We start from the raw sequence: 24,379 nt of genomic DNA, 5'->3' as shown, positions 1-24,379 counted from the left end.
GCGCACCAGTGTAACCAAACCACTGGCACGCACCAATCTGAGGGATCACAGTTTTTCTTGTTGGCTGACTTGCCGGTTAGCCTTGCGGTGATGGCGCCTTCTGAGCAGATGCCGTCGATTCAATTTTCATGAACAATGCTGGCACACCCATGACTGCCATCAACCAAAACACATCGCCACCCCACATGCCGTACAACCAACCGCTCAATGCGGTCATTAGCGCCATGAAAGCGCCCATCGGCAAGGCGTTATACAAGGCTTGTAACGCCACCATCTGGTTGCTTTGTGCTTGTTGGATATAGCGAATTGTCGCCAAGTGTGCCGCGGCAAATGTCACCCCGTGCAGGGCCTGTGCAGCAAACAATACCGGTAATTCGGTCATGCTGGCGGTCACCCCCCAACGGATCATCACCCCCACCGCTGCCAAGCGGAACATCGCCATCACACTCCAACCGGCAAACAAACGCTGGCTGAGTGCGAACACCGCCACTTCCGCCACCACGCTGAAACTCCACAGGTAACCAATCACATCCTCACTGTAGCCGGCCCCTTTCCAGTAAATCGCACTGAAACTGTAATAAGCGGCATGACTGCCCTGCAACAATGCAATGATGGTCAGAAAGCGCAACACCGCAGGGGTACGTAACATCTGCAATAACGCCGGACGGCCCTGTGCATGGCTGTCAGGCTCAGACACCGGTGTCACGGTCGGGGCACGCAAGGTAAAGAGCAGCATCGCCACCAAACCGACGACCGCCACCCACGGGATCACACTCGGGTTAAATTTCGCGGCGAGCAACCCCACCACGGTCGAGCCGGCAATAAAGGCAATCGAGCCCCACAGGCGCGTACGACCATAGTCGAGGTGGCCTTCTTTAGCGTAATAGTTAGTCAGCGAGTCCGACAGCGGCACAATCGGCCCCATCATCATGTTGTAAAGCACGGTGATCGCGGCCAGTACCCACACATTGCTGCCACAGAAAATATAGGCAATACAACTCACTAATGCCGCGACACCGAAAATACGCAGCGCGGGGATCAAATGCTCGACCTTATGAATACGCGGGGTGATCAGCAAGTTGGCCAAACAACGTACCCCAAAGCCCAACCCTAACAGCAAACCGATGTGCGAGGCGCTCACCCCTAAATGCGCGAGCCATAAGGCCCAAAACGGGAGATATACACCATAATTGAAGAAAAAACCGAGCAGGTACTGCGAGGTCCATCCATAGGGGCTACTTCTAAACATGCCATGTCCTAGTTTGTGGGAGATAAGTATCGGAAAGCGCGTATTATGCCTGCAACAATAGAGCGCCCCAATGAAATAATCCGTTATGATTATTTCCTCTTTTTCCGCCATTTTACCGCCTGATCCGCCGCATTTAGCCCGTCCCTCTACTGGGTTATGCGCCGTATTTCCCAGCAACGTAGACTAAAGTCGTCTGGCATAACCCCGCCAATCCGCTGACACTGGGCACTGCATACACGCTTCTCTCTGCCCCCCTGCTGTTCGGCAAGAGTGCGCGCAACATGCCCCCTCTAACTGCGGAGATGACTGTGATGTCTGACTCTTTGGATACGTCCTTGCCCCCATTTGATTGCCTGACGCCCACGCAACAGCACCAACTGTGTGAGGCCTTGGATGTAGTGTACTTCCGCCACGGGGAGACATTGATTGAGGCAGACGCCCACTGTGAGCACCTGCTGATCATCATTAAAGGCAGCGTTGAAGAACGCACCGCCGATGGCCACGAAGTGCTGGCCCATTACACCCGCGACGATCTGTTTGATGTGCAGGCCTTACTCTCGCCCCCTTGCCGCCACCGCTATACCGCACAGGAAGACACCTTGTGCTACCTGCTACCCAAGGCATTGTTTCTGTCGTTCTATACCGACAACAGCCCGTTTGCCGCCTACTTTGACAGTGACTTGGCTCGCCGCCAACAAGGGATCGACACCGTCCAACAGCAACAAAACTTGGCCGAATTCATTCTGACCAAAATTGACAGCAGCAACATTCAACCGTGTTTGATACTTCCCCGTGATTGCACCTTGCACTCTGCCACCGCGCAATTACAACAAAAACGCTTGGATGCCGCCTTGGTCGAAGCCGGTGACGGTCAACCCTACGGTATCATCACCCGCACCAACTTACTGCATGCGGTGATGCTGGAACACCGTGCCCACGACAGTGCCGTGGGCGCCGTGGCGACCGCCCCGGTGATCCGCGTTAACCAAGGGGATTACCTGTTTAATGCCATGCTGGCGATGACCCGTCACAAGGTCAAACGGGTCGCGGTGCATCAGGTATCCGAACACGATGATCAGGTTGTCGGCATGCTCAACCTGACCCAAGTGCTGAGCCTGTTCTCCACCCACTCGCATGTGCTGACGTTGCAAATTGCCCGCGCTAATACGGTAGACGAGTTGGCTTCTGCCGCACACGGTCAGCACCGCTTGGTGGAGACCCTGTTTAACAACGGCATTCATACCCGTTTTGTGATGGAGCTGATCGCCACCGTCAACGAGCAAATCATCGAGAAAGCCTTTCGCTTGGTGGTGCCACAGGCGTACCAGTCGGCTTGTTGTTTATTGGTGATGGGATCGGAAGGACGGGGCGAGCAAATTCTGAAAACCGACCAAGACAATGCCTTGATCCTAGCCGATGGCACGGACTGGCCAGAACAAGCCACCACGCTGGCCACCTTGACTGACACCCTGCACCAACTGGGTTACCCGCTCTGCCCGGGCAATGTCATGGTCAACAACCCACACTGGGTGAAAACGCAAAGTGAGTGGTTACACACCGTGTCGCATTGGACACACAGTGGCCAAGCCCAACCACTGATGGAATTAGCAATATTGGCAGACAGCCATGCCGTGGCTGGCAATGCCGACTTACTCACGCCCCTCAAGCAGCAACTGCACCAACAGATGGCTGCCCACACCCAACGTCTGAGTGCCTTCACTCGCCCAGCGCTGCACTTCAGTGTGCCGCTCACCCTGTTCGGCCACCTGAAGGCCAGTAAAACCGGACTAGACATCAAGCAAGGGGGCATTTTCCCTATCGTACACGGGTGCCGTGCGCTGGCATTAGAGTATGACATTCATGACAACAATACCTTTGCGCGCATTGAGCAACTGGCCAAGCGAGAGGTGCTTGAACCCGCCACGGCGTCCAACCTCAGCGAAGCCTTAAAACTGTTTATTAAATTACGCCTGCGTCAGCAATTGGCGGCCTCGGCCGATGGCCTGCAGCACCACCTCGATCTCACCCAATTAAGCCGGGCCGAGCGCGACTTGTTACGTCACAGCCTGCACGTGGTGAAGAAATTCAAAGCCTGGTTGGGGTATCACTATCAGATCAGGGATTAGAGGGAGCATAAACGATGAATATCTTACAACGCTGGTGGTACCAACGCCGCTACCGTGGCACAGACTATGCTTCACTGTTTGAACGTTATCGCGGAGAAGAATTGGTCTCGCTCGACTGCGAAACCACCAGCTTGGATCCGCAACGGGCAGAGCTGGTGACCATTGCCGCGACCCGTATTCGTGCCAACCGTATTTTGACCAGCCAGTCGATCCATTTAACGTTGCGCGCGCCAGCCAGCCTGAACGGGGAGTCGGTCGCCATTCATGGGATCCGCCACCAAGATCTGCAGCAAGGCCTCGACACCCAACACGCCCTGCGCACGCTGCTGGACTTTATCGGCAATCGCCCGCTGGTGGGCTACCATATCCGCTATGACAAAACGATCCTCGACCGTTACTTTCGCCACCACTTCGACTTTCCGCTCCCCAATAAGCTGGTGGAGATCAGCCACCTCTACCATGAACAACTGGAACGCCAGTTGCCCAATGCCTACTTTGATCTGAGTTTAGAAGCGATCAGCCGCCACCTTGACTTACCGGTGCCGCCACGCCATGACGCGCTGCAAGACACCATCACGGCGGCGATGATCTATGTGCGCCTCACACACGGTGACCGCCCCGCGCTGTCGTTATTGCGCGGCTAACCGCGTGACTACGCGATACGCAGGCAGGCGACATAGACACAGAACCGTTATCTCCAGCCAAAACAATGCACTACTCCAACGATAAAGTGCAAATTTTTGGCTGCAACCGCCGTGCAACAGCGGTAAATCCCCCGCGCATGCCCGTCTCTCATCCTAAAGTCTAATTGAGACTCATCGCGAACTAGCGGAAGTTAATACCACACACAACGTATTTCGGCCCACGAGACGAGACATTCCGGTCCACTACGGACAATGACGGAACACAAGGAGAATGAAAATGAGTGACGTTCATCTGTACCCAGTTAATCAGGACATTGCTGCCAGCGCCCATGTGACCGACGAACAATATCGCGAGATGTACCAGCAGTCAGTGATCAACCCTGAAGGCTTCTGGCGTGAACACGGCCAAATCGTTGACTGGATCAAACCGTTTAGCCAAGTGAAGCAGACCTCGTTTGATACCGGACACGTCAACATTGCCTGGTTTTCCGATGGCACACTCAACGTATCGGCCAACTGCTTAGACCGTCATCTGGCCACCCGTGGCGATCAACCGGCCATTATCTGGGAAGGGGATGATCCCAATGATGACGCCACCCTGACGTACAACGAACTGCACGAGCAAGTGTGTCAGTTCGCCAATGCCCTAAAGAGCCAAGGCGTGCGCAAAGGCGACGTGGTGTGCCTGTACATGCCGATGGTTGCCGAAGCAGCTGTCGCCATGCTGGCGTGTACCCGTATCGGCGCGGTCCACACCATCGTGTTTGGCGGTTTCTCACCGGAAGCCCTGGCGGGACGTATTATTGATTCCAATGCCAAAGTGGTCGTGACCGCCGATGAAGGCGTACGTGCTGGCCGCGCGGTACCACTGAAAAAGAATGTGGATGATGCATTGGCCAACGATGCGGTCACCAGTGTCGAGAAAGTCGTGGTACTCAAGCGTACCGGCGGTGATATCGAATGGCACAGCGCGCGTGATGTCTGGTGGCACGAAGCCACCGCCGTGGCTTCTTCACACTGTGAGCCGGAAGCCATGAACGCCGAAGATCCGCTGTTCATCCTGTATACCTCAGGCTCAACCGGCAAACCAAAAGGCGTATTGCACACCACGGGCGGCTATTTGGTGTACGCCACCATGACGTTCAAGTACGTATTCGATTACCAAGAAGGCGAGGTGTACTGGTGTACCGCCGATGTGGGTTGGATCACTGGCCACAGCTACTTGGTGTATGGCCCGCTGGCCAATGGCGCCACCACCCTGTTGTTTGAAGGGGTGCCCAACTACCCGACCACCAGCCGCATGAGCGAAGTGGTCGACAAGCACCAAGTGAACATCCTCTATACTGCACCAACGGCGATCCGTGCCCTGATGGCCAAAGGCGATGAAGCCGTTGCAGGCACGAACCGCAGCTCACTGCGTGTAATGGGATCGGTCGGCGAGCCAATCAACCCAGAAGCGTGGGAATGGTACCACCGCACCATCGGTGACAGCCGCTGTCCGATTGTCGATACCTGGTGGCAGACCGAAACCGGTGGGATCCTCATTACTCCCCTCCCTGGCGCTACCGCCTTGAAACCGGGTTCCGCGACCCGTCCGTTCTTTGGGGTGCAACCGGCCATCGTCGACAATATGGGCAACATTTTAGACGGGGCGACAGAAGGGAACTTGGTCATGATTGATTCATGGCCGGGGCAGATGCGTACCTTATGGGGCGATCACGAGCGCTTTGAGCAAACGTATTTCTCGACCTTCCAAGGCATGTACTTTACCGGTGACGGTGCCCGCCGCGATGAAGACGGTTACTACTGGATCACCGGCCGTGTCGATGACGTACTGAACATTTCCGGTCACCGTATGGGGACAGCGGAAATTGAATCGGCCTTGGTGGCCTTTGATAAAATTGCCGAAGCCGCGATTGTCGGTGTCCCGCACGACATCAAAGGACAGGCGATTTACGCCTACATCACCCTGAACGATGGGGAAATCCCCAGTGCTGAACTGCATAAAGAAGTGAAAGATTGGGTGCGCAAAGAAATCGGCCCGATTGCCACGCCTGACTTCCTGCACTGGACGGATGCGCTGCCAAAAACCCGCTCTGGCAAAATCATGCGCCGTATTCTGCGCAAGATCGCCACCGGCGACACCGCGACACTGGGGGATACCTCAACGCTGGCGGATCCAAGCGTGGTCGACAAGCTCATCGCAGAAAAACAAAAAGTGTTATAACGGTCTCGATTTCCCGCTTTATTACACTTTTTTGCAATCAATAAGCCGCCTCCGGGCGGCTTTTTTGATCCCGCACACAAACCCACGGAATCATCCCGCCAAGGGATTGTCTCACCCCGTAAGGCCACGCACAGTGGGCGATTAACGCGCATCTCTACCTGCGCGGACATTCACTGCCAAAATCTTACGGCGTACAGCTGTTCAGATTAAAAAGGGCTGATTAGACCAGTATTTTGCTGCGATTTGCGCTGAATTCTCTATAATTGCACTTCAAGCATGTTTTGGCAGATAAAAACGGAACACAGGGAAGCAACGTTGCAGGTTTCTGCACGTTGTTAAAGTAAAACCTCTAAAACGAGTGATATAACGTCAAGATGTCGACCGTTCAACGAATTTTATTGATCAATGGCCCGAACCTGAATTTATTAGGCTTACGCGAGCCAGGACACTATGGTCAGCAAACGCTAGACCAAATCGTGACGCATTTAACTGCCAAAGCAACCGAACTCGGTGTGACGTTAGATCACATTCAATCCAACGCGGAACACGTGCTGATCGATGCTATCCACCATGCCCACAGCAAGGTGGATTTTATTATCATCAATCCAGCCGCTTTTACCCATACCAGCGTCGCGATCCGCGATGCCTTACTGGGCGTAAACATCCCGTTTATTGAAGTGCACCTCTCTAACGTTCATGCCCGTGAGCCCTTCCGTCACCATTCTTACCTGTCCGATAAAGCGGTGGGAGTGATTTGTGGACTGGGACCCGATGGTTATGAATTCGCCCTGCAAGCAGCGGTTAACCGCCTGCATGCAGACGCCAACTGAACAGAATAAGAGAAAAGTAAATGGATATTCGTAAAATCAAAAAACTGATTGAGCTAGTAGAAGAATCTGGTATTGCTGAGCTGGAAATTTCAGAAGGTGAAGAATCCGTACGCATCAGCCGTGCGCCTGTTGCAGCTCCTGTTGCTCCACAAATGTATGCAGCACCTGCACCGGTAGCAGCACAAGTGACGGCGCCAGCAACGGCTCCAGCACCTGTTGCAGAAACACCCGCCGCTCCAGCACAACCGGCTGGTCACCAGGTACTGTCACCAATGGTCGGCAGCTTCTACCGTGCACCAAGCCCAGAAGCAAAAGCCTTTGTTGAAATCGGCCAATCGGTAAACGCGGGCGATACCCTGTGTATCGTTGAAGCGATGAAGATGATGAACCAAATCGAAGCGGACAAATCCGGTAAAGTCGTTGCTATCCTTGCCGAAGACGGCGATGCCGTTGAATTCGACCAGCCGCTAGTCATCATCGAATAACCAGGACGAGTTATGTTAGATAAAATTGTCATTGCGAACCGAGGCGAAATTGCGCTGCGCATTCTGCGTGCCTGCAAAGAGCTCGGGATCAAGACGGTCGCGGTACACTCCACTGCCGATCGCGATTTGAAACACGTACTGCTGGCCGATGAATCGATCTGTATCGGTCCGGCAAAAAGTACCGAAAGCTACCTGAACATTCCTCGCATCATCAGTGCAGCAGAAATCACAGGCGCGGTGGCTATCCACCCGGGTTACGGTTTCTTGTCTGAAAATGCCGATTTTGCTGAACAAGTAGAACGTTCTGGCTTCATTTTTGTTGGCCCAAAAGCGGAAACTATCCGCATCATGGGTGACAAAGTGGCCGCGATCACGGCAATGAAAAAAGCCGGCGTACCGTGCGTACCGGGCTCTGATGGCCCACTGGACGATGACGAAGCGCGTAACAAAGCGTTCGCAAAACGTATTGGTTACCCAGTGATCATCAAAGCCTCTGGTGGCGGTGGTGGTCGTGGTATGCGTGTAGTACGCAATGAAGCCGATTTGATCGAAGCGATTGCGATGACCCGCGCCGAAGCAAAAGCCGCCTTCAACAATGACATGGTGTACATGGAGAAATTCCTTGAAAACCCACGTCACATTGAAGTACAGGTCTTGGCTGACGGCCAAGGCGGCGCGATCCACTTAGGTGAGCGTGACTGTTCTATGCAGCGTCGCCACCAGAAAGTGGTCGAAGAAGCCCCTGCGCCAGGTATTACCGAAGAGATGCGCAAGTACATCGGTGAGCGTTGTACCCGTGCTTGTATCGAAATCGGCTACCGCGGTGCCGGTACGTTTGAATTCTTGTACGAAAACGGTGAGTTCTACTTCATTGAAATGAACACCCGTATTCAGGTTGAACACCCTGTGACTGAAATGGTCACCGGCGTGGATCTGATCAAAGAGCAGCTGCGTATTGCTGCCGGTCAGCCACTGTCGTTCACCCAAGATGACATCAAGATCAAAGGCCACGCAGTCGAGTGCCGTATTAACGCCGAAGATCCGGTTCGCTTCTTGCCTTGTCCGGGTAAAATCGACCGTTTCCACCCACCGGGTGGCATGGGCGTACGTTGGGAGTCGCACATCTATGCCGGCTACACCGTCCCGCCGCACTACGATTCCATGATCGGCAAACTGATCACGTACGGTGAGAACCGTGACGTCGCGATTGCACGTATGCGCAACGCCCTGAGCGAAATGATCATTGACGGCATCAAGACCAACGTGCCGCTTCAACAAGACATCATGGCTGACGAAAACTTCCAACACGGTGGAGCGAACATCCACTATCTTGAGAAGAAACTCGGTATTCACCACTAAAGGTGACACGCTATTAGCGCGTACAAAAGGCTGCTTCGGCAGCCTTTTTTATTGTCATCGTTGTCAATATTGCCCTTCATCTAGCACTCCCTCCTAACTTTTGCCACAATACCCGCCCTTAATTTGTGTGAAGATTGAGCGAATCCCTCACGGTATATTCACTCACCCAATGGAAACAACGCCATGAAAACGCTATCTGCGCGCTATCAGCAGGCCCATAAAGAAGCCCAATGGGCTATCGGGCTGGCCTTGGCCTATTTTGCCTGGTGGTACATTTCGGCCTATGCCTTTGCACCGTCAGGGGCAGAGGAAACCCTGCCAACACTCTACGGAGGCTTCCCTCTGTGGTTTCTGCTCGCCTGTGTCATCGGGCCTATTCTGTTCACTGTGCTGTGTGGTCTGATGGTGAAATACCTCTATCAGGACATGTCACTGGAAATCGAACCGGAGTCTACCGATGAATAGCCAACTCCTTATTCCCCTTGTTCTCTATTTAATGGCTGTTTTTGCGGTGGCCCTGTATGCCAACCGTAAACGTGACACCGGCAATGGCTTCCTCGCCGAATACTTGGTGGGCAACCGCAGTATGGGCGGCTTTGTGCTCGCCATGACGCTGGCATCCACCTACGCCAGTGCCAGTTCGTTCATTGGTGGCCCGGGCGCGGCCTACAAAATGGGGTTAGGCTGGGTACTGCTGGCGATGATCCAGTTACCGGCTGCGTGGCTGACACTGGGCGTGCTGGGCAAGAAATTTGCCATCGAAGCCCGTCGCCATAATGCCCTCACCCTCAATGACATTCTGTATGCGCGGTATAAAAACCGCGGCGTGGTGATCTTCGCCTCGCTGGCGTTACTGTTGGCCTTCTTCGGTACCATGGTGGTGCAGTTTGTCGGCGGAGCACGTTTGTTGCAAACCGTGACCGGCTTGTCTTATCAACACGGTTTGATGCTATTTGCGGTCACCGTCGGCCTGTACACCACCATCGGTGGCTTCCGCGCCGTGGTAATGACCGATACCGTGCAAGGGATCATGATGATCATCGGCACGATCGCGCTGTTGATCGGTATCGTGCATGCCGGTGGCAGTTTCGGGGAAATGATCACAACGCTGCATACCATCGATCCGGCGCTGATCTCCCCGTACGGTCCCGAGCAGTTCCTCAGTCAGCCGTTCATGCTCAGCTTCTGGGTCTTGGTCTGCTTTGGGGTCATCGGCCTACCACACGCCGCTGTGCGTTGTATGTCGTACAAGTCCAGTGGCTCGCTGCACAAAGGCATGGTGATCAGTACCGCGATGGTGGCCTTGTTAATGCTGGGAATGCACTTGGCGGGCGCGCTAGGGCGTGCGTTAGTGCCTGATATCGCCAGTCCGGATCAGATCATGCCGACCCTGATGATGACCGTTCTGCCACCGATGGTGGCGGGTGTCTTTCTCGCGGGTCCGATGGCGGCGATTATGTCGACGATCGATTCCCAGTTGATTCAGGCCTCCGCCACGCTGATTAAGGATTTGTATATCAACTACATCAATCCACGCGCAGCAGAAGGCCCAGAGGCAGAAAGCCGTCTACCGAAGCTGTCACTGTGGGTGACCGGCATTTTCTCGTTACTGGTCTTCGTTGCGGCCACCAATCCACCGGATATGATCATTTGGCTCAACCTCTTGGCCTTTGGTGGCCTGCAAGCCGTCTTCCTGTGGCCACTGGTCTTGGGCCTGTACTGGAAGAAGGCATCCGCCACGGGTGCCTTCGCTTCAATGCTGTGCGGCTTAACCTGTTACATCGGTCTGTCAGTCATCAAGCCGGACATGGGTGGCCTGCACGCCATCATCCCGACCCTCTTGGTGGGCTTGGTCGCCTTTGTCGTCGGCAGTCTGGCCAAGCCCGTGCCCGTCCAGACGCCACAACAAGCGTAAACCGCGCCAATCCCCCTTCAGATAGCACCTTTCGGTGCTATCTTTTTTTATACTGCCTAAAATTCATGCTAGACTCCGCACCCTTGAACCGTAGCTAACCAAAAAAGCGAAATAACCATGCCTTGGATTCAAATTAAACTTAACGCAACAGCAACCAATGCTGAAGCTATTGGCGACATGCTGATGGAAGAGACCGGCGCTGTCTCAGCCACTTTCCTTGACGCACAAGATACGCCTGTTTTTGAACCTCTTCCGGGTGAAACCCGCCTTTGGGGTGACACTGATGTGGTCGGCTTGTACGACGCAGAAACGGACATGGACTTCGTGTTAAGCATGCTGAAAAACAGCCCGCTGATCGCTGACGATTTCGCTTACAAAATTGAGCAAATCGAAGACAAAGACTGGGAGCGTGAGTGGATGGACAACTTCCACCCAATGCGTTTTGGTCGTCGCCTGTGGATTTGCCCAAGCTGGCGTGAAGTGCCAGAGCCGGATGCGGTAAACGTGATGCTAGACCCAGGTCTGGCGTTTGGTACGGGTACCCACCCAACCACCTCACTGTGCCTAGAGTGGCTTGACGGCCAAGACTTGACCGGTAAAACCGTGATCGACTTCGGTTGCGGCTCAGGCATTTTAGCGATTGCCGCGATCAAATTGGGCGCAGCAAAAGTGATCGGTATTGATATCGATCCACAAGCGATTTTGGCGTCTCGCGATAACGCAGAGCGTAACGGCGTGGCTGACCAACTTGAGCTATTCCTGCCACAAGATCAGCCGCAAGACATCCAAGCGGATGTGGTGGTTGCCAACATCCTTGCTGGCCCATTGCGTGAGCTTTCTCCTGTGATCAAGAGCCTAGTCAGAGACGGTGGCCTACTGGCGATTTCTGGCGTGCTGGAAACCCAAGCCGAAGACGTGGCGACGTACTACAGCGACGAACTGACGCTAGACCCGACTGCCGTACGTGAAGACTGGTGTCGCATCTCTGGACACAAGGCGTAAGCCGGTGGCCTGACGCATTATTTTTCTGCTGGAATAGTGGCCAATCGATTGAAAAAAAGACAGTTTCGTAATTCAAAATCGAAATGCTCAATTATTGGCCTTTTCAGAATGCGAAAAAATGCGTAAAATGCGCGCCCTTACTGGCATAGTCAGGAACAGACGTTTGAAGATCGGTCCTTATCAACTTAAAAACCAGCTGATAGTCGCGCCCATGGCAGGTGTGACCGATCGGCCATTTCGTGAACTGTGTCTTCGCTTCGGCGCGGGCATGGCTGTGAGCGAGATGATGTCGTCCAATCCAGACCTGTGGAAAACTGCCAAGTCCCAGAACCGTATGGTGCATGAAGGCGAGTCTGGGATCCGCTCGGTACAAATTGCCGGCGCAGATCCTAAACTGATGGCCAAAGCGGCACAATTCAGCGTTGAAAACGGTGCGCAAATCATCGATATCAACATGGGTTGCCCTGCGAAAAAGGTCAACAAACGCTTAGCAGGCTCTGCTCTGTTGCAGCATCCGCATTTGGTCGAAGAGATCCTTCGTACCGTGGTGGATGCCGTTGATGTACCTGTGACGCTGAAAACGCGTACCGGTTGGGATCTGGATAACCGAAACTGCGTTGATATTGCCAAGTTAGCCGAACAATGTGGCATTCAGGCGCTCGCTCTGCACGGCAGAACGAAAGCGTGTATGTACAAAGGTGAGGCAGAATACGATTACATCAAGACAGTGAAAGAAGCGATCTCGATTCCGGTGATTGCGAACGGTGATATCGACTCACCAGAAAAGGCCCGCTTTGTACTGGATTACACCGGTGCCGATGCCTTGATGATTGGCCGACCTGCGCAAGGTCGTCCGTGGATTTTTCAGGAAATCCACCATTATTTAACAACAGGCGAACACCTCCCTGCGCCGTCTATGACGGAAGTGGGAGGCATTATGCTGGGCCATGTTCAGGAGCTTCATCGTTTCTATGGTGAGTTCCTCGGTTTGCGTATCGCACGCAAGCATGTGTCTTGGTACTTGAAAGAGCATGCCCCAGCAGGTGAGTTCCGCCAAACCTTCAACGCTATCGAGAATGCCCAACAGCAACTCGATGCGCTGCAAGGCTACTTCGAAAACGTTGCATAAATACGAGAAGAGCTAACAGAATATGTTCGAACAAAATCTGACTTCCGAAGCATTAACAGTAACCACTGTCACTTCACAAGACCAAATTACACAGAAGCCACTTCGTGACTCTGTAAAGGCGTCGCTAAAAAACTACCTGGCTCAGTTAAACGGTCAGGAAGTCGATGATCTGTACGAGCTAGTGCTAGCTGAAGTTGAACAGCCACTACTGGACACCATCATGCAGTACACACGCGGTAACCAAACACGCGCTGCAACCATGATGGGTATCAACCGTGGTACACTTCGCAAGAAGCTAAAGAAATACGGCATGAACTAAGCCTTGCTTAGCCCAGTCGACAACAAAAAGGCCTGCATTTTGTGCAGGCCTTTTTGTTTGTCTCAATCTCAAGACGCCCCCTCATCACAGGTGAACCATACTGCCTTTCTGAACGTATTCTCTTTGGGTTAGCAGACTAACCCCCTATACACACAGAAGAGGTAATCCCTGATGAATCGGATGTTACGTGCTATTTCAGTCTCTCTCACCGCTCTCCTGTTCGCCGCTACCCCATTGGCTTGGGCTGACCACCATGGCGAAAGCAAAAGTAGTAAAGCCGCACAAGCAGAAAAAAATCTCGTTCAGGTCGCGGCCAATAACGATGATTTCCAAACATTGGTGATGGCGATTAAAGCCGCAGACTTGGCAGAGATACTGGAAGGGAAAGGGCCTTTCACGGTACTGGCTCCGACTGATGAGGCCTTTGCCAAGCTCCCTGACGGCACCTTGGCTGCCCTGCTAAAGCCAGAGAACAAAGAGAAACTACAAGCCATCTTGACCTACCACGTACTGCCAGGGGCGATTTCCTCTGAGGAAGTCACCAAACTGAAGCTGCCCGCTACCGTGCAAGGCGATCCGGTCACCATCACTGAAACCGATGATAAAGTGATGATCAACGACGCGAGCGTGATCACTGCAGATATTCCCGCCAGCAACGGTATTATCCATGTGATTGATACGGTATTGATCCCACCTCAAAAAGAGGCGGATGCCGACAAAGCAGCGAAATAGCGGTATGACAACACCGCGTCATCACGACGTGCAGGTATAAAAAAAGCTTCGCCAGTGCGAAGCTTTTTTTATGTTCAACGTCAGCATGTGCTGTGTACATGCATGGTGTGATTACAAGTAATCACACAGGTACGCTGTCGGCTCTGCGACTTTCAAATCAAACGACGAATCGCCTGGGACTTCAAAGTCATCACCCGCGTAGTAGGTTTCCCACTCAATGTGGCCTGGCAGTTTCACTGTCAGCGCCCCTTTCACTACCGTCATGCGTTCCGGAGCGGCCGTACCAAAGGTGTATTCACCTGGCGCCATTACACCGACACTGGCACGATCACCGGAGGTTTCAAAGCCCAGTGATTTCACCTGACCATCGAAGTATTCGTTCACTTTTAACATGACTTTCCCTATCAATAACAATCTAATAGGTTGAAGCTATCACAACTCGTCCGTGCGCCCAATAGAATTTATGGCAAAACAGCGCCTCACGCACGCCGTGCTCACGAGTGGGAATGCCCTTGGCAACAACCGGATACCGGGCGTTCTGCCTCACCATTGTCCTCTTCCCCCAGCGCGCCGAGAATCGAACAATGACTGGCATTATCATCAGCATGGCCACAACAGGCATCATTGATTTTTTTCAGTGCACGGCGGATCCGTTTCAGCTCTGCGATTTTACTGTCGACCTCATCCAGCTTGGCCTGTGTGATGGCTTTGACCTCGGCACAGCTGTGCTGGCAGGCTTCTAACTGGATATCCAACAGTTCACGGATCTCTTCCAAGCTCAGGCCCACCGCCTTCGCCCGCAAGATAAATCGGATACGGGATAAATCGTCCTCGCTGTATAAGCGGTAGCCACTGTCACTGCGTCCTGACGGCACTAATAGACCGTTCTTCTCATAAAAGCGTAAGGTGTCACTGCTGACCTCACAGCGCTTGGCCAGCTGCCCAATCAAATACATCGTAAGCCCTTTCTATTACGGATGACACAAAGCCAAAAAGCAAACGTTTGCGCAACGCGAGAATTAATGTAAAATATGCCAAGTTGATCACAAGGATCCATCTAACAAAGGCATGCCCTATATCGTTGAGTTTAACCGAGGGTATTTACCAAAAGCCAGCGCCCCTCAGCATCGCTTTTGGCAAATATTCCCCGTGTATATAAGAGATGGTAGCAATGGAAAACGCTCGTTCTATCCGCCGTGCGCTCATTAGCGTGTCAGACAAAACCGGTATTGTTGAATTTGCTCAAGCACTTGCTGAACGTGGTGTCGATATCCTCTCGACGGGCGGTACAGCCAAACTGCTCGCCGAACAAGGTATTGCGGTCACCGAAGTGTCCGATCACACAGGCTTCCCTGAGATGATGGATGGTCGCGTAAAAACCCTGCACCCAATGATCCACGGGGGCGTGCTAGGCCGCCGCGGTACTGACGATGCCGTTATGGCCGAGCACGGTATTGCGCCTATCGACATGGTGGTGGTGAACCTGTACCCGTTCGCGGCCACCGTTGCCAACCCGAACTGTACACTGGAAGATGCGGTAGAAAACATCGACATCGGTGGCCCGACGATGGTGCGCTCTGCGGCGAAAAACCACAAAGACGTCACCATTGTGGTTAACGCGCATGACTACGATCGCGTCCTGACCGAAATGGCCGCCCATGACGGCTCTCTGACCCACGCCACCCGCTTTGATTTGGCCATTGCCGCGTTTGAACACACGGCCGCTTACGATGGCATGATCGCGAACTACTTCGGCACCATGGTTCCGTCTTACGGCGACAACAAAGAAGGCGACGAGGCATCAAAATTCCCTCGCACCTTCAATCAGCAGTTCGAGAAAAAACAAGACATGCGTTATGGCGAGAACAGCCATCAGGCCGCCGCTTTTTATGTGGAAGCGAACCCGGAAGAAGCGTCTGTCTCTACCGCGCGTCAAATCCAAGGTAAAGCCCTGTCTTACAATAACATCGCCGATACCGATGCCGCCCTTGAATGCGTGAAAGAATTCGACGAGCCAACCTGTGTCATCGTGAAACACGCTAACCCGTGTGGCGTGGCGCTGGGTAAAGATATCCTTGAAGCCTACAACCGTGCCTACCAGACCGATCCAACGTCTGCGTTTGGTGGCATCATTGCGTTCAACCGTGAGCTCGACGCAGCAACGGCGACCGCCATTGTTGAGCGCCAGTTCGTGGAAGTGATCATCGCACCGAAAGTCTCTGCTGAAGCGATCGACGTGATTGCGGCGAAGAAAAACGTACGCCTGCTAGAGTGTGGCGAATGGTCAAGCAAGACCACCGGTTTTGATGTGAAGCGCGTCAACGGCGGCCTGCTGGTGCAAGACCGTGACCAAGGTATGGTCTCGGCGGACGACCTAAAAGTGGTTTCTCAGCGTCAACCAACCGCCGAAGAGCTGAAAGATGCCTTGTTCTGCTGGAAAGTGGCGAAGTACGTGAAATCTAACGCGATCGTTTACTCAAAAGGCGACATGACCATCGGTGTAGGCGCGGGCCAAATGAGCCGCGTGTACTCAGCGAAAATTGCCGGTATTAAAGCGGCAGACGAAGGCTTGCAAGTGGAAGGCTGCGTAATGGCCTCGGATGCCTTCTTCCCGTTCCGTGACGGCATCGACGCCGCCGCGGAAGCCGGTATTAAGTGTGTGATCCAACCGGGTGGTTCAATGCGTGACGACGAAGTGATTGCTGCGGCCGATGAACACGGCATGGCGATGATCTTTACGGGCATGCGTCATTTCCGCCACTAATCTTACTCTTCATATTTGGCACTGTGGCGTTGTTAACTGCTCTCGTCCACCCCAGTCACATAGCGAGCTATGCTCCCGGGGATGGGCTCATTGGTTGCCTAGCCACAGCACCAACTATTTCGAGTAATTGCGAAGAATTTTTATTTTAAATACACGTGTATTTGAAATGCGTTAGAGCAAGTCAGTGGCTTGAGTTCAAGGAAAAAGCGCGCAGTTGATGCCCATCAATGAGCACTTTTGACGTGGAAATCGTGCCACTGACGCCGCTATAAAGGATTACAAAATGAATGTACTAATCATTGGCGCCGGCGGTCGTGAACATGCACTGGGTTGGAAAGCCGCACAGAATCCCAACGTAGACACTATCTTCATCGCACCGGGCAACGCCGGTACCGCGCTGGAACCCAAGCTGGAAAACGTCAACATCGACGTGGAAGACATTGCTGCGTTGGTGGCCTTTGCTCAAGAGAAGCAGATTGAGCTGACCATTGTCGGCCCTGAAGCCCCACTGGTTATTGGTGTGGTCGATGCATTCCGTGAAGCTGGCTTACCGATTTTCGGCCCGACTCAAGCCGCAGCACAACTGGAAGGATCCAAAGCCTTCACCAAAGATTTCTTGGCGCGCCACCAGATCCCAACCGGGGCCTACGCAAACTTCACCGAGATCGAACCTGCGCTCGCCTACGTGCGTGAGCAAGGTGCACCGATTGTGGTGAAAGCCGATGGCTTAGCCGCCGGTAAAGGCGTGATTGTGGCGATGACGCTGGAAGAAGCTGAATCGGCAATCAAAGACATGCTGGCTGACAACGTGTTTGGCGATGCCGGCAGTCGCGTAGTGATTGAAGAGTTCCTTGATGGCGAAGAAGCCAGCTTCATCGTCATGGTCGATGGCAAAAACGTCTTGCCAATGGCCACCAGCCAGGATCACAAACGTGTGGGCGACAAAGACACCGGTCCAAATACCGGTGGCATGGGCGCATATTCGCCTGCACCTGTCGTCACACCGGACATCCACAACCGCATCATGGAAGAGGTGATCTACCCGACTGTGCGCGGCATGGCGGCAGAAGGCAATCCGTACACCGGTTTCCTTTACGCTGGTTTGATGATTGACGCTGACGGCACGCCGAAAGTGATTGAGTACAACTGCCGCTTTGGCGATCCCGAAACGCAACCTATCATGATGCGTATGGAGTCGGACTTGGTTGAGTTGTGTCTGGCGGCGATTGACGGCAAGCTGGACAGCGTGGAGTCTAAGTGGGATCCGCGTGCATCGATCGGTATCGTGCTGGCAGCCGGTGGCTACCCTGCCGCGTACAACAAGGGCGATGTGATCAGTGGCTTGCCGCAGCAAGAAGTGGACGGCGAGAAAGTCTTCCATGCCGGTACCGCAAACCAGAGTGGCGATGTGGTCACCAATGGTGGCCGCGTTCTGTGTGCGACAGCACTGGGGAATACGGTTTCTGAAGCGCAGCAGCGTGCCTACGCGCTGGCAACACAGATCAGCTGGGATGGCATGTTCCACCGCAATGACATCGGCTACCGTGCCATTGCACGTGAACAAAACAGCTAATCACTCGCAGATGAAACAAGCGCGATAAAAAAACGCGCGTCCTCAACACAAAAAAATGCGCCGTTAGGCGCATTTTTTATGTCTCGAACAGACACGGTATTAACCGTCCAGTAAAGCCGGCGCAGTCAGGCACTGCGATGCCGTATCGTTAAAGATCAACAACTGTTGCGCCTTCAGCGCATCACGCTTCACGTTCCCCACCACGGCCATATAACCCGATTGTTGTATCGGCTCAAACTGCTGGCGCACATGATCCGGCAAGGCCGGCGTAAAGGTCACGGATAAAGCGGCGTCTTTGCCACACGGGTAGAAATGCCCTTGCTGCCAATGGCCTTGAATCACACTCTGGCCTTGACGGCGCTGGTGCTTCACCACATCCACGCCCTGTTGGGCATCTTGGGTCAGCTCATACAGCTGGGTATTGGTCAATGGGATAAGCTCATCACCAAGGGTGTAACGTTGAAAAACAGCACGGCCCTGGGTGTCATAACGCACCGTTAAGGAAAACGGTTTCAATTGCTGCTCGTCAAGTTGTTCGCCTTCGCGTTGCAACTCACGGAGCTCGCCAGCACGCCAACGGTAATCCGATTGATAGTGGCCCTGATCGCCTGTTGTGACATATTCGGCAAGGCGAACCGGACGGTTCTGCTGTGAGGTATACCAATACACGGCCGTTTGATCACCGACTGAATCACCCCCAGTGTGGGTCAAAACAGGTGTCAGACTATTTTCAGGAACGGTAACCGTCGGGCTGGAGGCACATCCCGCTAGAAGCGAGAGGGAGAGAAAAAGAAAGAGAGGTTTCATCGAAAAACTCCGCCAGATAAGAGACCTGGCGGAGTATAGATTATTTCACTGAGTCTTTCAGTGCTTTACCAGCAACGAATGCAGGAACGTTCGCCGCCGCAATCTGAATTTCCTGACCCGTTTGTGGGTTACGGCCAGTACGTGCAGCGCGGTGGTTCACTTTAAAAGTACCAAAGCCAATTAGTTGAACCTGGTCACCTTCCTTCAGCGCAGCTGTGATGCCGTCTAGAGTTGACTCTAGGGCAACTTTTGCTTGAGCTTTAGAAAGATCTGCTTTTTCAGCGATCAGGTCAATCAGTTGGGTCTTGTTCATTAGGTTTCCCTTCTAAGGTTTTTTCTTAAGACGCATCAACTCTAATTCAAAAGAAGCCCGTGTGGCAAAGGTTTGTCAGCTATCCTGTGGTTAGGTGGGGAGTCTTTAACCATAAAGTGAGCGCAAGTTCACAAAATGTTACGAAGGTGAAAGATGAAATAGTTGTATTTATTCACTCCTGCACCGATTAATATAGGCATCTCCGTTAGTAATTAACCAAGGTAACCATGATACTCCTTACGATTTACATCGCTGTCGCGATTGGTGTTTCGTTTATTTGCTCGGTACTTGAGGCCGTACTCCTCAGTATTTCGCCAAGCTACATTGGCACCCTACGCCATCAAGGTCACCCTGCTGCGCCACGTCTGGCTGCTTTGAAAGAAAATATTGACCGCCCTCTTGCCTCCATCCTCACGCTAAACACTGTTGCTCACACTGTGGGTGCGGCTACCGCAGGTGCTCAAGCTGCCGTTGTATTTGGTAGTGAGTGGCTAGGGGTCTTCTCGGGCGTTCTTACCGTCGGCATTTTGCTGCTGTCCGAGATCATTCCAAAAACCATCGGTGCCACATACTGGCGCCAGCTTGCGCCGCTTAGCGCGACGCTACTGCGTTGGATGGTATTGCTATTGACCCCATTTGTTTGGGTCTCAGAACAAATTACCCGTCGCCTTTCCCGTGGTCACGAAGCCCCTAAGCTGCGTGATGAGCTATCCGCAATGGCGATGCTGGCACACGAATCCGGCGAGCTGGCAGAAGGTGAGTCGAAGATCCTGGCAAACCTGCTGCAATTCCGCGATGTGAACGTCACGAAGATCATGACCCCACGTCCGGTGCTGTTCCGTATCGATGCTGAACAGCCAATCAATGAATTCCTGTCACAACACAAAGACAGCCCGTTCTCTCGTCCGTTGATCTACTCCGATCAGAAAGACAACATCATTGGCTTCGTCCACCGCCTAGAGCTGTTTGCAGAAAGCCAAGCAGGCCGTGGCCAACGTGAGTTGGGCTCCCTTATGCGCCCACTGCCTGTGATCATGAACACATCAAGCGTCCCTAAAGCGTTTGAACAGCTGATGAAAGAACGTTCACAGCTGGTATTGGTCGTGGATGAATACGGCACGGTACAAGGCCTCGTGACCATGGAAGATATCTTTGAACACTTGGTGGGTGAAGAGATCGTCGATGAAGCGGATAAAAACACCGACATGCAGCAGCTGGCTTACCAACGCTGGGAAAAGTGGAAGAAAACCCACGGTGTGATTGAAAGCAAAGACGACTAAGTACTCGGCGACAGAGCAATAACGACTAAACAATAACGACTAAACAATAACGACTCAGTATCTGTTTGTTACCGTAATAAAAAAGGGGCCCATCGGCCCCTTTTTGTTTGTCTGTCGTTTATGTTTTTTGCGTTATTCTTGCATAGCAGCATTGGCCTCTGCGGCAGGCGTTTGACGCCATACACAGCCTGCCCAGCCAAGGCCTAAGACCACCAGCGTGGGTACCACCCAACCGGCGTAATAGGCATACAGCGGTAAGTACTGACTGAACCACGGTTCAATCCCCGCCGGCATGGCCGCCAGAATATGCAGCGCGTCGATCCCACCAAACACCAAGGCTGTCGCCAATACCGCCAACATCGCCGTGCGGTTTAGCTGCTTACGCAACGGGGCAATCAACAGCAGACTGATCGCAATCGGGTGCAATGCCACCACAGCAGGCAACGTAATCGCCAATAGCTGATCCAAGCCCACATTCGCGACCAACCCCGCCACCAGCATGGTCGCCCATACACTGCGACGGTACGTCACTACCGTGAACGTACGGCTGTAGAACTCACTGCCTGCGGTCGTGACGCCAATCGCGGTCGTCAAACACGCCAAAATCATCACTGCGCCCAATAGCAACACACCAAACGTGCCAAAATGGGCAATGGTGAACGCGGTAAGAATATCGCCGCCATTGGTAAAGCCCTCACCCAATCCGGCGCTGGTCGCCCCGATATAGGCCAACGCCAAGTACACCAATGCCATGGCCACGGCATACATCACGGCAGCCATCAGGGTATATTTCGCAGTCGCTTTCGGGCAGCAGATCCCCATGCTCTGAATGGCACGGAAAATCACCCAGCCAAAACCGATAGAGCCCAGTGCATCCATGGTCATGTAGCCTTGAGTCAAGCCTTCCGCAAATGCCCCGTTTTGGTACGGCCCGGTTGCCTGCTGGACGGCCTCGCCCGGAAACAGAAATGCAACCAGTGCCATTGCTGCCAGAATCGCCAACAGCATCGGTGTCAGCCATTTTCCAAGGGTATCCACCAACTTGCCTGGGTACAGCGAAAATACGATCGCCAACGCACAGAACAAGGCGGTAAACACAGCTAACCCACTGTCACCCCAAAACGGTGCCACACTGAATTGATACGCCACAGTGATGGCGCGAGGGATCACAAAGGCCGGCCCAATCACAATGAACACCATGACCCAGAAACTGGTCGCGATCGGACGAGGCAGCGCCGCGGTCAGGTTATCAGAGCCTCGCACCAACGCGACCATCACCAACGCTAACGCGGGTAATCCCACACCCGTCAGCAAAAAGCCGGTCATACCCGCAGCAAAATGCTCACCGGCTTGATAGCCCAAGAAGGGGGGAAAGATCAGATTACCGGCTCCAAGGTACATGGCAAAAGTCATGAAGCCTAAGGCGGCGATATTGCGTGTGCTTAACATAGTTATCCTCGCTAGCCGTCGCTTGGAGGAAGAGTCAGGAGGAAAATGTCGGAAGAGAATTTTGCCCTGTCAGCTTCAATCCAAGCTGACAGAAAAATGGTACGGCCTGTCAGCCCTGAATCAGAGTCAGAGAGAGCAGGAGGAGCTGAGTCGTCGCCACAGACGTACTGTGGGAGATCATGACTGATGGGTGATTCAAATCATGCATGCTCATTCCTCGCTAACAGGTTAATGGAAGAAAGCGTTGTGCTTCCCCGTTCGTCTACTGTTATAAACGTCCGGCCCCCTTCAATACAAGTGACAAAATAAAATAAGTGTATTGACCGAGGCACACCGTGCAAAACTGGTTGTTTATGCCAATCTAAAACAAAAATGCAGAACTTAGCACTTAACAAGGCATTCACATACCTTTAAGGGATACGTTGAGCGGTAAGCATTTCCCCTTCCCAGCATCTCGCCATTACCCTATTGCAGGCATAAAAAAAGAGCCGAGAACGGCTCTTCTTAATCATCAACATCAACCCTATGGGGTGTGATTACAATTCAATCCCGATGTTGCTGATTTGATCTTCACGCAACTCTTGGCGAAGGCCTTTGATCAGATCAATATCGCGACGTTCCGCTTCTTTCAATGCACGGAAAATCGCCCACTGCATGTCCCACTCAGCACACACCGCTTCATTTTCTTTTTGGTTTTCATTGGTGATTTCAATGCCAGTCTGGGCGTACTCAAGATCGGCCACGGTTTCCGCAGACAATGAGCTCAGCTTCTCCAGGGTTTCCAACATCAAATCACGATCCAGCATCGCATGCAGCAAATCTGCCAGCGCCACACACGCATCCACCGCTGGGTTTACCGCATACAAATCGAAATCATCAGTGCTTGGTACCAATTCTTCCAGCTTCTCCAACTGGTTTTCAAAATTGATCTTGGCATTTTTTACCGTCAGGATCTCCCAGATGCTATCCAGGATAGAGCGGTATTTCTGCGCATCAGCAAACTCAGTTTCCTGACAGAAGAATGCGTAATTCGGGTACATTCTTTCACAAAGCGATACCATAAAGGTAAGGTGCTGCCATGGTTCTAATTTTTCTAGACGAAGCTGAACAGGATTCTTTAGCATTAGATTGTCTGCAATAGTGATTTGATCCGGATCTTACTGCGATCCCCCGGCTACTTCAACATATGAAAAAGGGATATAAGAGAATGCATGAGGTAATGATAGTCTCCCGCCAGCAAGCCCTTTACGAGGATTTGCTCCATCAAGCGCAACTGCCTGAATTGACCCTCACCCGCGATCCCCAGCGCGCTTCCATCATTTTAGCGGATCCCCCGGCGATCATTGCGAAACTGGGGCAATTTCCTCGCCTTCGCTGGTTGCAATCGACGTATGCGGGGGTCGATGCCCTGATGCATGACGATCTGCGGCAGGATTACACCCTGACCAATGTCAGAGGGTGCTTTGGCCAACTCATCGCCGAGTATGTGTTTGGCTTACTGCTCGATAACACCCGCCACTTCACGACCTACCACCGGCAGCAACAGACCGCTCAGTGGCAGGCGCAGCCCTATGGCACCATTGCGGGGCAACGCATCGTCATTCTGGGCACCGGCAGCATTGGCAGCCATTTAGCCCGTGTGGCGCACGCATTCGGTATGCAGATCATCGGCGTTAACCGCAGCGGCACGACCACGGAACCCGCGTTTGCCCAGTGTTATGCCATCGATGCCCTGCCTGAAGCCTTAGCACAGGCAAACGTGGTGGTTTCCGTGCTGCCCGCCACCCCTGCGACATACCACTTGCTCAATGCCGACAGCCTGGCACATTGTCAGAACGTGATGCTATTTAATGTCGGACGGGGCAATGCCGTGTGTGAGCAAGGTTTATTGCAAGCCATCGAAAAAGGGCATATTCGCCACGCGTGCTTGGATGTCTTCCAGCAAGAGCCCCTACCACCCTCGCACCCATTCTGGGCACACCCACAGATCTGTGTGACACCTCATATCGCCGCAGAAAGCTTTCCGGAACAAGTCATGACGATTTTTGCCGATAACTACCGCCGCTGGCACCACGGCGAGCCGCTGCAGTATCAAGTCGATTTTGGCCGAGGCTATTGAGGCGTATCAGCTAAAGCATTGCCACTAAAACATGACGACTGAGACAGCTTCACACCG

Annotated in this window: 23 protein-coding genes; 16 read left to right on the top strand and 7 right to left on the bottom strand. The window is 53.1% G+C overall.

Features of this window, described 5'->3' with window-relative positions; genetic code table 11:
- Positions 1–76: 76 nt before the first annotated feature.
- Positions 77–1,249 (bottom strand): 3-phenylpropionate MFS transporter, encoded by a 1,173-nt coding sequence (locus tag ACSF8W_RS20060; protein ID WP_500848909.1) that lies wholly within the window; start codon positions 1,247–1,249, stop codon positions 77–79.
- A gap of 311 nt (positions 1,250–1,560) precedes the next feature.
- Here ACSF8W_RS20060 and ACSF8W_RS20055 point away from each other — a divergent pair, with 311 nt between their 5' ends.
- The 12 genes from ACSF8W_RS20055 to ACSF8W_RS20000 all read left to right on the top strand — a co-directional run bounded on the left by ACSF8W_RS20055 (position 1,561) and on the right by ACSF8W_RS20000 (position 14,017).
- Complete coding sequence (locus ACSF8W_RS20055; RefSeq protein ID WP_500848908.1) at positions 1,561–3,375, top strand: DUF294 nucleotidyltransferase-like domain-containing protein; 1,815 nt, start codon at positions 1,561–1,563, stop codon at positions 3,373–3,375.
- 14 nt (positions 3,376–3,389) lie between these two features.
- Complete coding sequence (locus ACSF8W_RS20050; RefSeq protein ID WP_500848907.1) at positions 3,390–4,019, top strand: 3'-5' exonuclease; 630 nt, start codon at positions 3,390–3,392, stop codon at positions 4,017–4,019.
- 277 nt (positions 4,020–4,296) lie between these two features.
- The gene (gene acs, locus ACSF8W_RS20045; RefSeq protein ID WP_500848906.1) at positions 4,297–6,246 is read left to right on the top strand and encodes an acetate--CoA ligase; all 1,950 of its coding nucleotides are present in this window, start codon (positions 4,297–4,299) and stop codon (positions 6,244–6,246) included.
- Positions 6,247–6,620: 374 nt separating this feature from the next.
- Positions 6,621–7,076 carry a type II 3-dehydroquinate dehydratase gene (aroQ, locus tag ACSF8W_RS20040; RefSeq protein ID WP_500848905.1) on the top strand — a complete coding sequence of 152 codons (456 nt, stop codon included), beginning with the start codon at positions 6,621–6,623 and terminating at the stop codon, positions 7,074–7,076.
- A 20-nt stretch (positions 7,077–7,096) separates the two neighbouring features.
- Positions 7,097–7,561 (top strand): acetyl-CoA carboxylase biotin carboxyl carrier protein, encoded by a 465-nt coding sequence (gene accB, locus ACSF8W_RS20035; protein ID WP_500848904.1) that lies wholly within the window; start codon positions 7,097–7,099, stop codon positions 7,559–7,561.
- A 12-nt stretch (positions 7,562–7,573) separates the two neighbouring features.
- Positions 7,574–8,920, top strand: a complete 1,347-nt coding sequence (gene accC, locus ACSF8W_RS20030; protein ID WP_500848903.1) for an acetyl-CoA carboxylase biotin carboxylase subunit — start codon at positions 7,574–7,576, stop codon at positions 8,918–8,920.
- Between the two features lie 183 nt (positions 8,921–9,103).
- On the top strand, positions 9,104–9,385 hold the full coding sequence (locus tag ACSF8W_RS20025; protein WP_500848902.1) for a YhdT family protein: 282 nt from the start codon (positions 9,104–9,106) through the stop codon (positions 9,383–9,385).
- Complete coding sequence (panF, locus tag ACSF8W_RS20020) at positions 9,378–10,835, top strand: sodium/pantothenate symporter (RefSeq protein WP_500848901.1); 1,458 nt, start codon at positions 9,378–9,380, stop codon at positions 10,833–10,835. Before ACSF8W_RS20025 ends, panF begins: the two co-directional genes overlap by 8 nt.
- Before the next feature lie 117 nt (positions 10,836–10,952).
- Positions 10,953–11,837 carry a 50S ribosomal protein L11 methyltransferase gene (gene prmA, locus ACSF8W_RS20015; RefSeq protein WP_500848900.1) on the top strand — a complete coding sequence of 295 codons (885 nt, stop codon included), beginning with the start codon at positions 10,953–10,955 and terminating at the stop codon, positions 11,835–11,837.
- 163 nt (positions 11,838–12,000) lie between these two features.
- On the top strand, positions 12,001–12,966 hold the full coding sequence (gene dusB, locus ACSF8W_RS20010) for a tRNA dihydrouridine synthase DusB (protein ID WP_500848899.1): 966 nt from the start codon (positions 12,001–12,003) through the stop codon (positions 12,964–12,966).
- 22 nt (positions 12,967–12,988) lie between these two features.
- Positions 12,989–13,285: a DNA-binding transcriptional regulator Fis gene (fis, locus tag ACSF8W_RS20005; RefSeq protein WP_005372656.1), complete on the top strand. Its 297-nt coding sequence runs from the start codon at positions 12,989–12,991 to the stop codon at positions 13,283–13,285.
- A gap of 168 nt (positions 13,286–13,453) precedes the next feature.
- Complete coding sequence (locus ACSF8W_RS20000; RefSeq protein WP_500849011.1) at positions 13,454–14,017, top strand: fasciclin domain-containing protein; 564 nt, start codon at positions 13,454–13,456, stop codon at positions 14,015–14,017.
- Positions 14,018–14,128: 111 nt separating this feature from the next.
- Here ACSF8W_RS20000 and ppnP read toward each other — a convergent pair whose 3' ends face one another.
- Both ppnP and zntR read right to left on the bottom strand, forming a co-directional pair.
- Positions 14,129–14,410, bottom strand: coding sequence for a pyrimidine/purine nucleoside phosphorylase (gene ppnP, locus ACSF8W_RS19995; RefSeq protein ID WP_500848898.1), 282 nt, complete (start codon positions 14,408–14,410; stop codon positions 14,129–14,131).
- A gap of 101 nt (positions 14,411–14,511) precedes the next feature.
- Complete coding sequence (zntR, locus tag ACSF8W_RS19990; protein WP_500848897.1) at positions 14,512–14,973, bottom strand: Zn(2+)-responsive transcriptional regulator; 462 nt, start codon at positions 14,971–14,973, stop codon at positions 14,512–14,514.
- A 215-nt stretch (positions 14,974–15,188) separates the two neighbouring features.
- Between zntR and purH the strand changes: the two genes are divergently transcribed.
- Positions 15,189–16,781: a bifunctional phosphoribosylaminoimidazolecarboxamide formyltransferase/IMP cyclohydrolase gene (gene purH, locus ACSF8W_RS19985; RefSeq protein ID WP_500848896.1), complete on the top strand. Its 1,593-nt coding sequence runs from the start codon at positions 15,189–15,191 to the stop codon at positions 16,779–16,781.
- A gap of 283 nt (positions 16,782–17,064) precedes the next feature.
- Positions 17,065–18,354 carry a phosphoribosylamine--glycine ligase gene (gene purD / locus ACSF8W_RS19980; RefSeq protein WP_500848895.1) on the top strand — a complete coding sequence of 430 codons (1,290 nt, stop codon included), beginning with the start codon at positions 17,065–17,067 and terminating at the stop codon, positions 18,352–18,354.
- Between the two features lie 99 nt (positions 18,355–18,453).
- Here purD and ACSF8W_RS19975 read toward each other — a convergent pair whose 3' ends face one another.
- Together ACSF8W_RS19975 and hupA are read right to left on the bottom strand one after the other, a co-directional pair.
- On the bottom strand, positions 18,454–19,161 hold the full coding sequence (locus tag ACSF8W_RS19975) for a DUF1481 domain-containing protein (RefSeq protein ID WP_500848894.1): 708 nt from the start codon (positions 19,159–19,161) through the stop codon (positions 18,454–18,456).
- Positions 19,162–19,201: 40 nt separating this feature from the next.
- On the bottom strand, positions 19,202–19,474 hold the full coding sequence (gene hupA / locus ACSF8W_RS19970) for a nucleoid-associated protein HU-alpha (protein ID WP_500848893.1): 273 nt from the start codon (positions 19,472–19,474) through the stop codon (positions 19,202–19,204).
- A gap of 227 nt (positions 19,475–19,701) precedes the next feature.
- Here hupA and ACSF8W_RS19965 point away from each other — a divergent pair, with 227 nt between their 5' ends.
- Positions 19,702–20,754, top strand: coding sequence for a CNNM domain-containing protein (locus ACSF8W_RS19965; RefSeq protein ID WP_500848892.1), 1,053 nt, complete (start codon positions 19,702–19,704; stop codon positions 20,752–20,754).
- 132 nt (positions 20,755–20,886) lie between these two features.
- Here ACSF8W_RS19965 and brnQ read toward each other — a convergent pair whose 3' ends face one another.
- Both brnQ and ACSF8W_RS19955 read right to left on the bottom strand, forming a co-directional pair.
- Positions 20,887–22,203 (bottom strand): branched-chain amino acid transport system II carrier protein, encoded by a 1,317-nt coding sequence (gene brnQ, locus ACSF8W_RS19960; RefSeq protein WP_500848891.1) that lies wholly within the window; start codon positions 22,201–22,203, stop codon positions 20,887–20,889.
- Between the two features lie 536 nt (positions 22,204–22,739).
- Entirely contained in the window at positions 22,740–23,327 is a 588-nt protein-coding gene (locus ACSF8W_RS19955; protein ID WP_428478397.1) for a YjaG family protein, read from the bottom strand.
- Positions 23,328–23,410: 83 nt separating this feature from the next.
- Between ACSF8W_RS19955 and ACSF8W_RS19950 the strand changes: the two genes are divergently transcribed.
- Positions 23,411–24,322 carry a D-2-hydroxyacid dehydrogenase gene (locus ACSF8W_RS19950; protein ID WP_500848890.1) on the top strand — a complete coding sequence of 304 codons (912 nt, stop codon included), beginning with the start codon at positions 23,411–23,413 and terminating at the stop codon, positions 24,320–24,322.
- The last annotated feature ends 57 nt before the right edge of the window (positions 24,323–24,379 follow it).

The sequence above is a fragment of the Photobacterium sp. 270122K genome, assembly GCF_059941365.1.
The sequence above is the reverse complement of the archived record's forward strand: the minus strand, read 5'-3'. Positions and strand labels throughout refer to the sequence as shown.

Excerpts from the sequence above, each read along its gene's own strand:
- ACSF8W_RS20055 (WP_500848908.1), top strand. The coding sequence starts at position 1,561 with ATGTCTGACTCTTTGGATACGTCCTTGCCCCCATTTGATTGCCTGACG.
- ACSF8W_RS19975 (WP_500848894.1), bottom strand. The coding sequence starts at position 19,161 with ATGAAACCTCTCTTTCTTTTTCTCTCCCTCTCGCTTCTAGCGGGATGT.
- panF (WP_500848901.1), top strand. The coding sequence starts at position 9,378 with ATGAATAGCCAACTCCTTATTCCCCTTGTTCTCTATTTAATGGCTGTT.
- prmA (WP_500848900.1), top strand. The coding sequence starts at position 10,953 with ATGCCTTGGATTCAAATTAAACTTAACGCAACAGCAACCAATGCTGAA.
- ACSF8W_RS19955 (WP_428478397.1), bottom strand. The coding sequence starts at position 23,327 with ATGCTAAAGAATCCTGTTCAGCTTCGTCTAGAAAAATTAGAACCATGG.
- fis (WP_005372656.1), top strand. The coding sequence starts at position 12,989 with ATGTTCGAACAAAATCTGACTTCCGAAGCATTAACAGTAACCACTGTC.
- brnQ (WP_500848891.1), bottom strand. The coding sequence starts at position 22,203 with ATGTTAAGCACACGCAATATCGCCGCCTTAGGCTTCATGACTTTTGCC.
- purH (WP_500848896.1), top strand. The coding sequence starts at position 15,189 with ATGGAAAACGCTCGTTCTATCCGCCGTGCGCTCATTAGCGTGTCAGAC.
- ACSF8W_RS20025 (WP_500848902.1), top strand. The coding sequence starts at position 9,104 with ATGAAAACGCTATCTGCGCGCTATCAGCAGGCCCATAAAGAAGCCCAA.
- accB (WP_500848904.1), top strand. The coding sequence starts at position 7,097 with ATGGATATTCGTAAAATCAAAAAACTGATTGAGCTAGTAGAAGAATCT.
- ACSF8W_RS19965 (WP_500848892.1), top strand. The coding sequence starts at position 19,702 with ATGATACTCCTTACGATTTACATCGCTGTCGCGATTGGTGTTTCGTTT.
- zntR (WP_500848897.1), bottom strand. The coding sequence starts at position 14,973 with ATGTATTTGATTGGGCAGCTGGCCAAGCGCTGTGAGGTCAGCAGTGAC.
- purD (WP_500848895.1), top strand. The coding sequence starts at position 17,065 with ATGAATGTACTAATCATTGGCGCCGGCGGTCGTGAACATGCACTGGGT.
- hupA (WP_500848893.1), bottom strand. The coding sequence starts at position 19,474 with ATGAACAAGACCCAACTGATTGACCTGATCGCTGAAAAAGCAGATCTT.
- ppnP (WP_500848898.1), bottom strand. The coding sequence starts at position 14,410 with ATGTTAAAAGTGAACGAATACTTCGATGGTCAGGTGAAATCACTGGGC.
- ACSF8W_RS20060 (WP_500848909.1), bottom strand. The coding sequence starts at position 1,249 with ATGTTTAGAAGTAGCCCCTATGGATGGACCTCGCAGTACCTGCTCGGT.
- ACSF8W_RS19950 (WP_500848890.1), top strand. The coding sequence starts at position 23,411 with ATGCATGAGGTAATGATAGTCTCCCGCCAGCAAGCCCTTTACGAGGAT.
- aroQ (WP_500848905.1), top strand. The coding sequence starts at position 6,621 with ATGTCGACCGTTCAACGAATTTTATTGATCAATGGCCCGAACCTGAAT.
- accC (WP_500848903.1), top strand. The coding sequence starts at position 7,574 with ATGTTAGATAAAATTGTCATTGCGAACCGAGGCGAAATTGCGCTGCGC.
- ACSF8W_RS20050 (WP_500848907.1), top strand. The coding sequence starts at position 3,390 with ATGAATATCTTACAACGCTGGTGGTACCAACGCCGCTACCGTGGCACA.
- acs (WP_500848906.1), top strand. The coding sequence starts at position 4,297 with ATGAGTGACGTTCATCTGTACCCAGTTAATCAGGACATTGCTGCCAGC.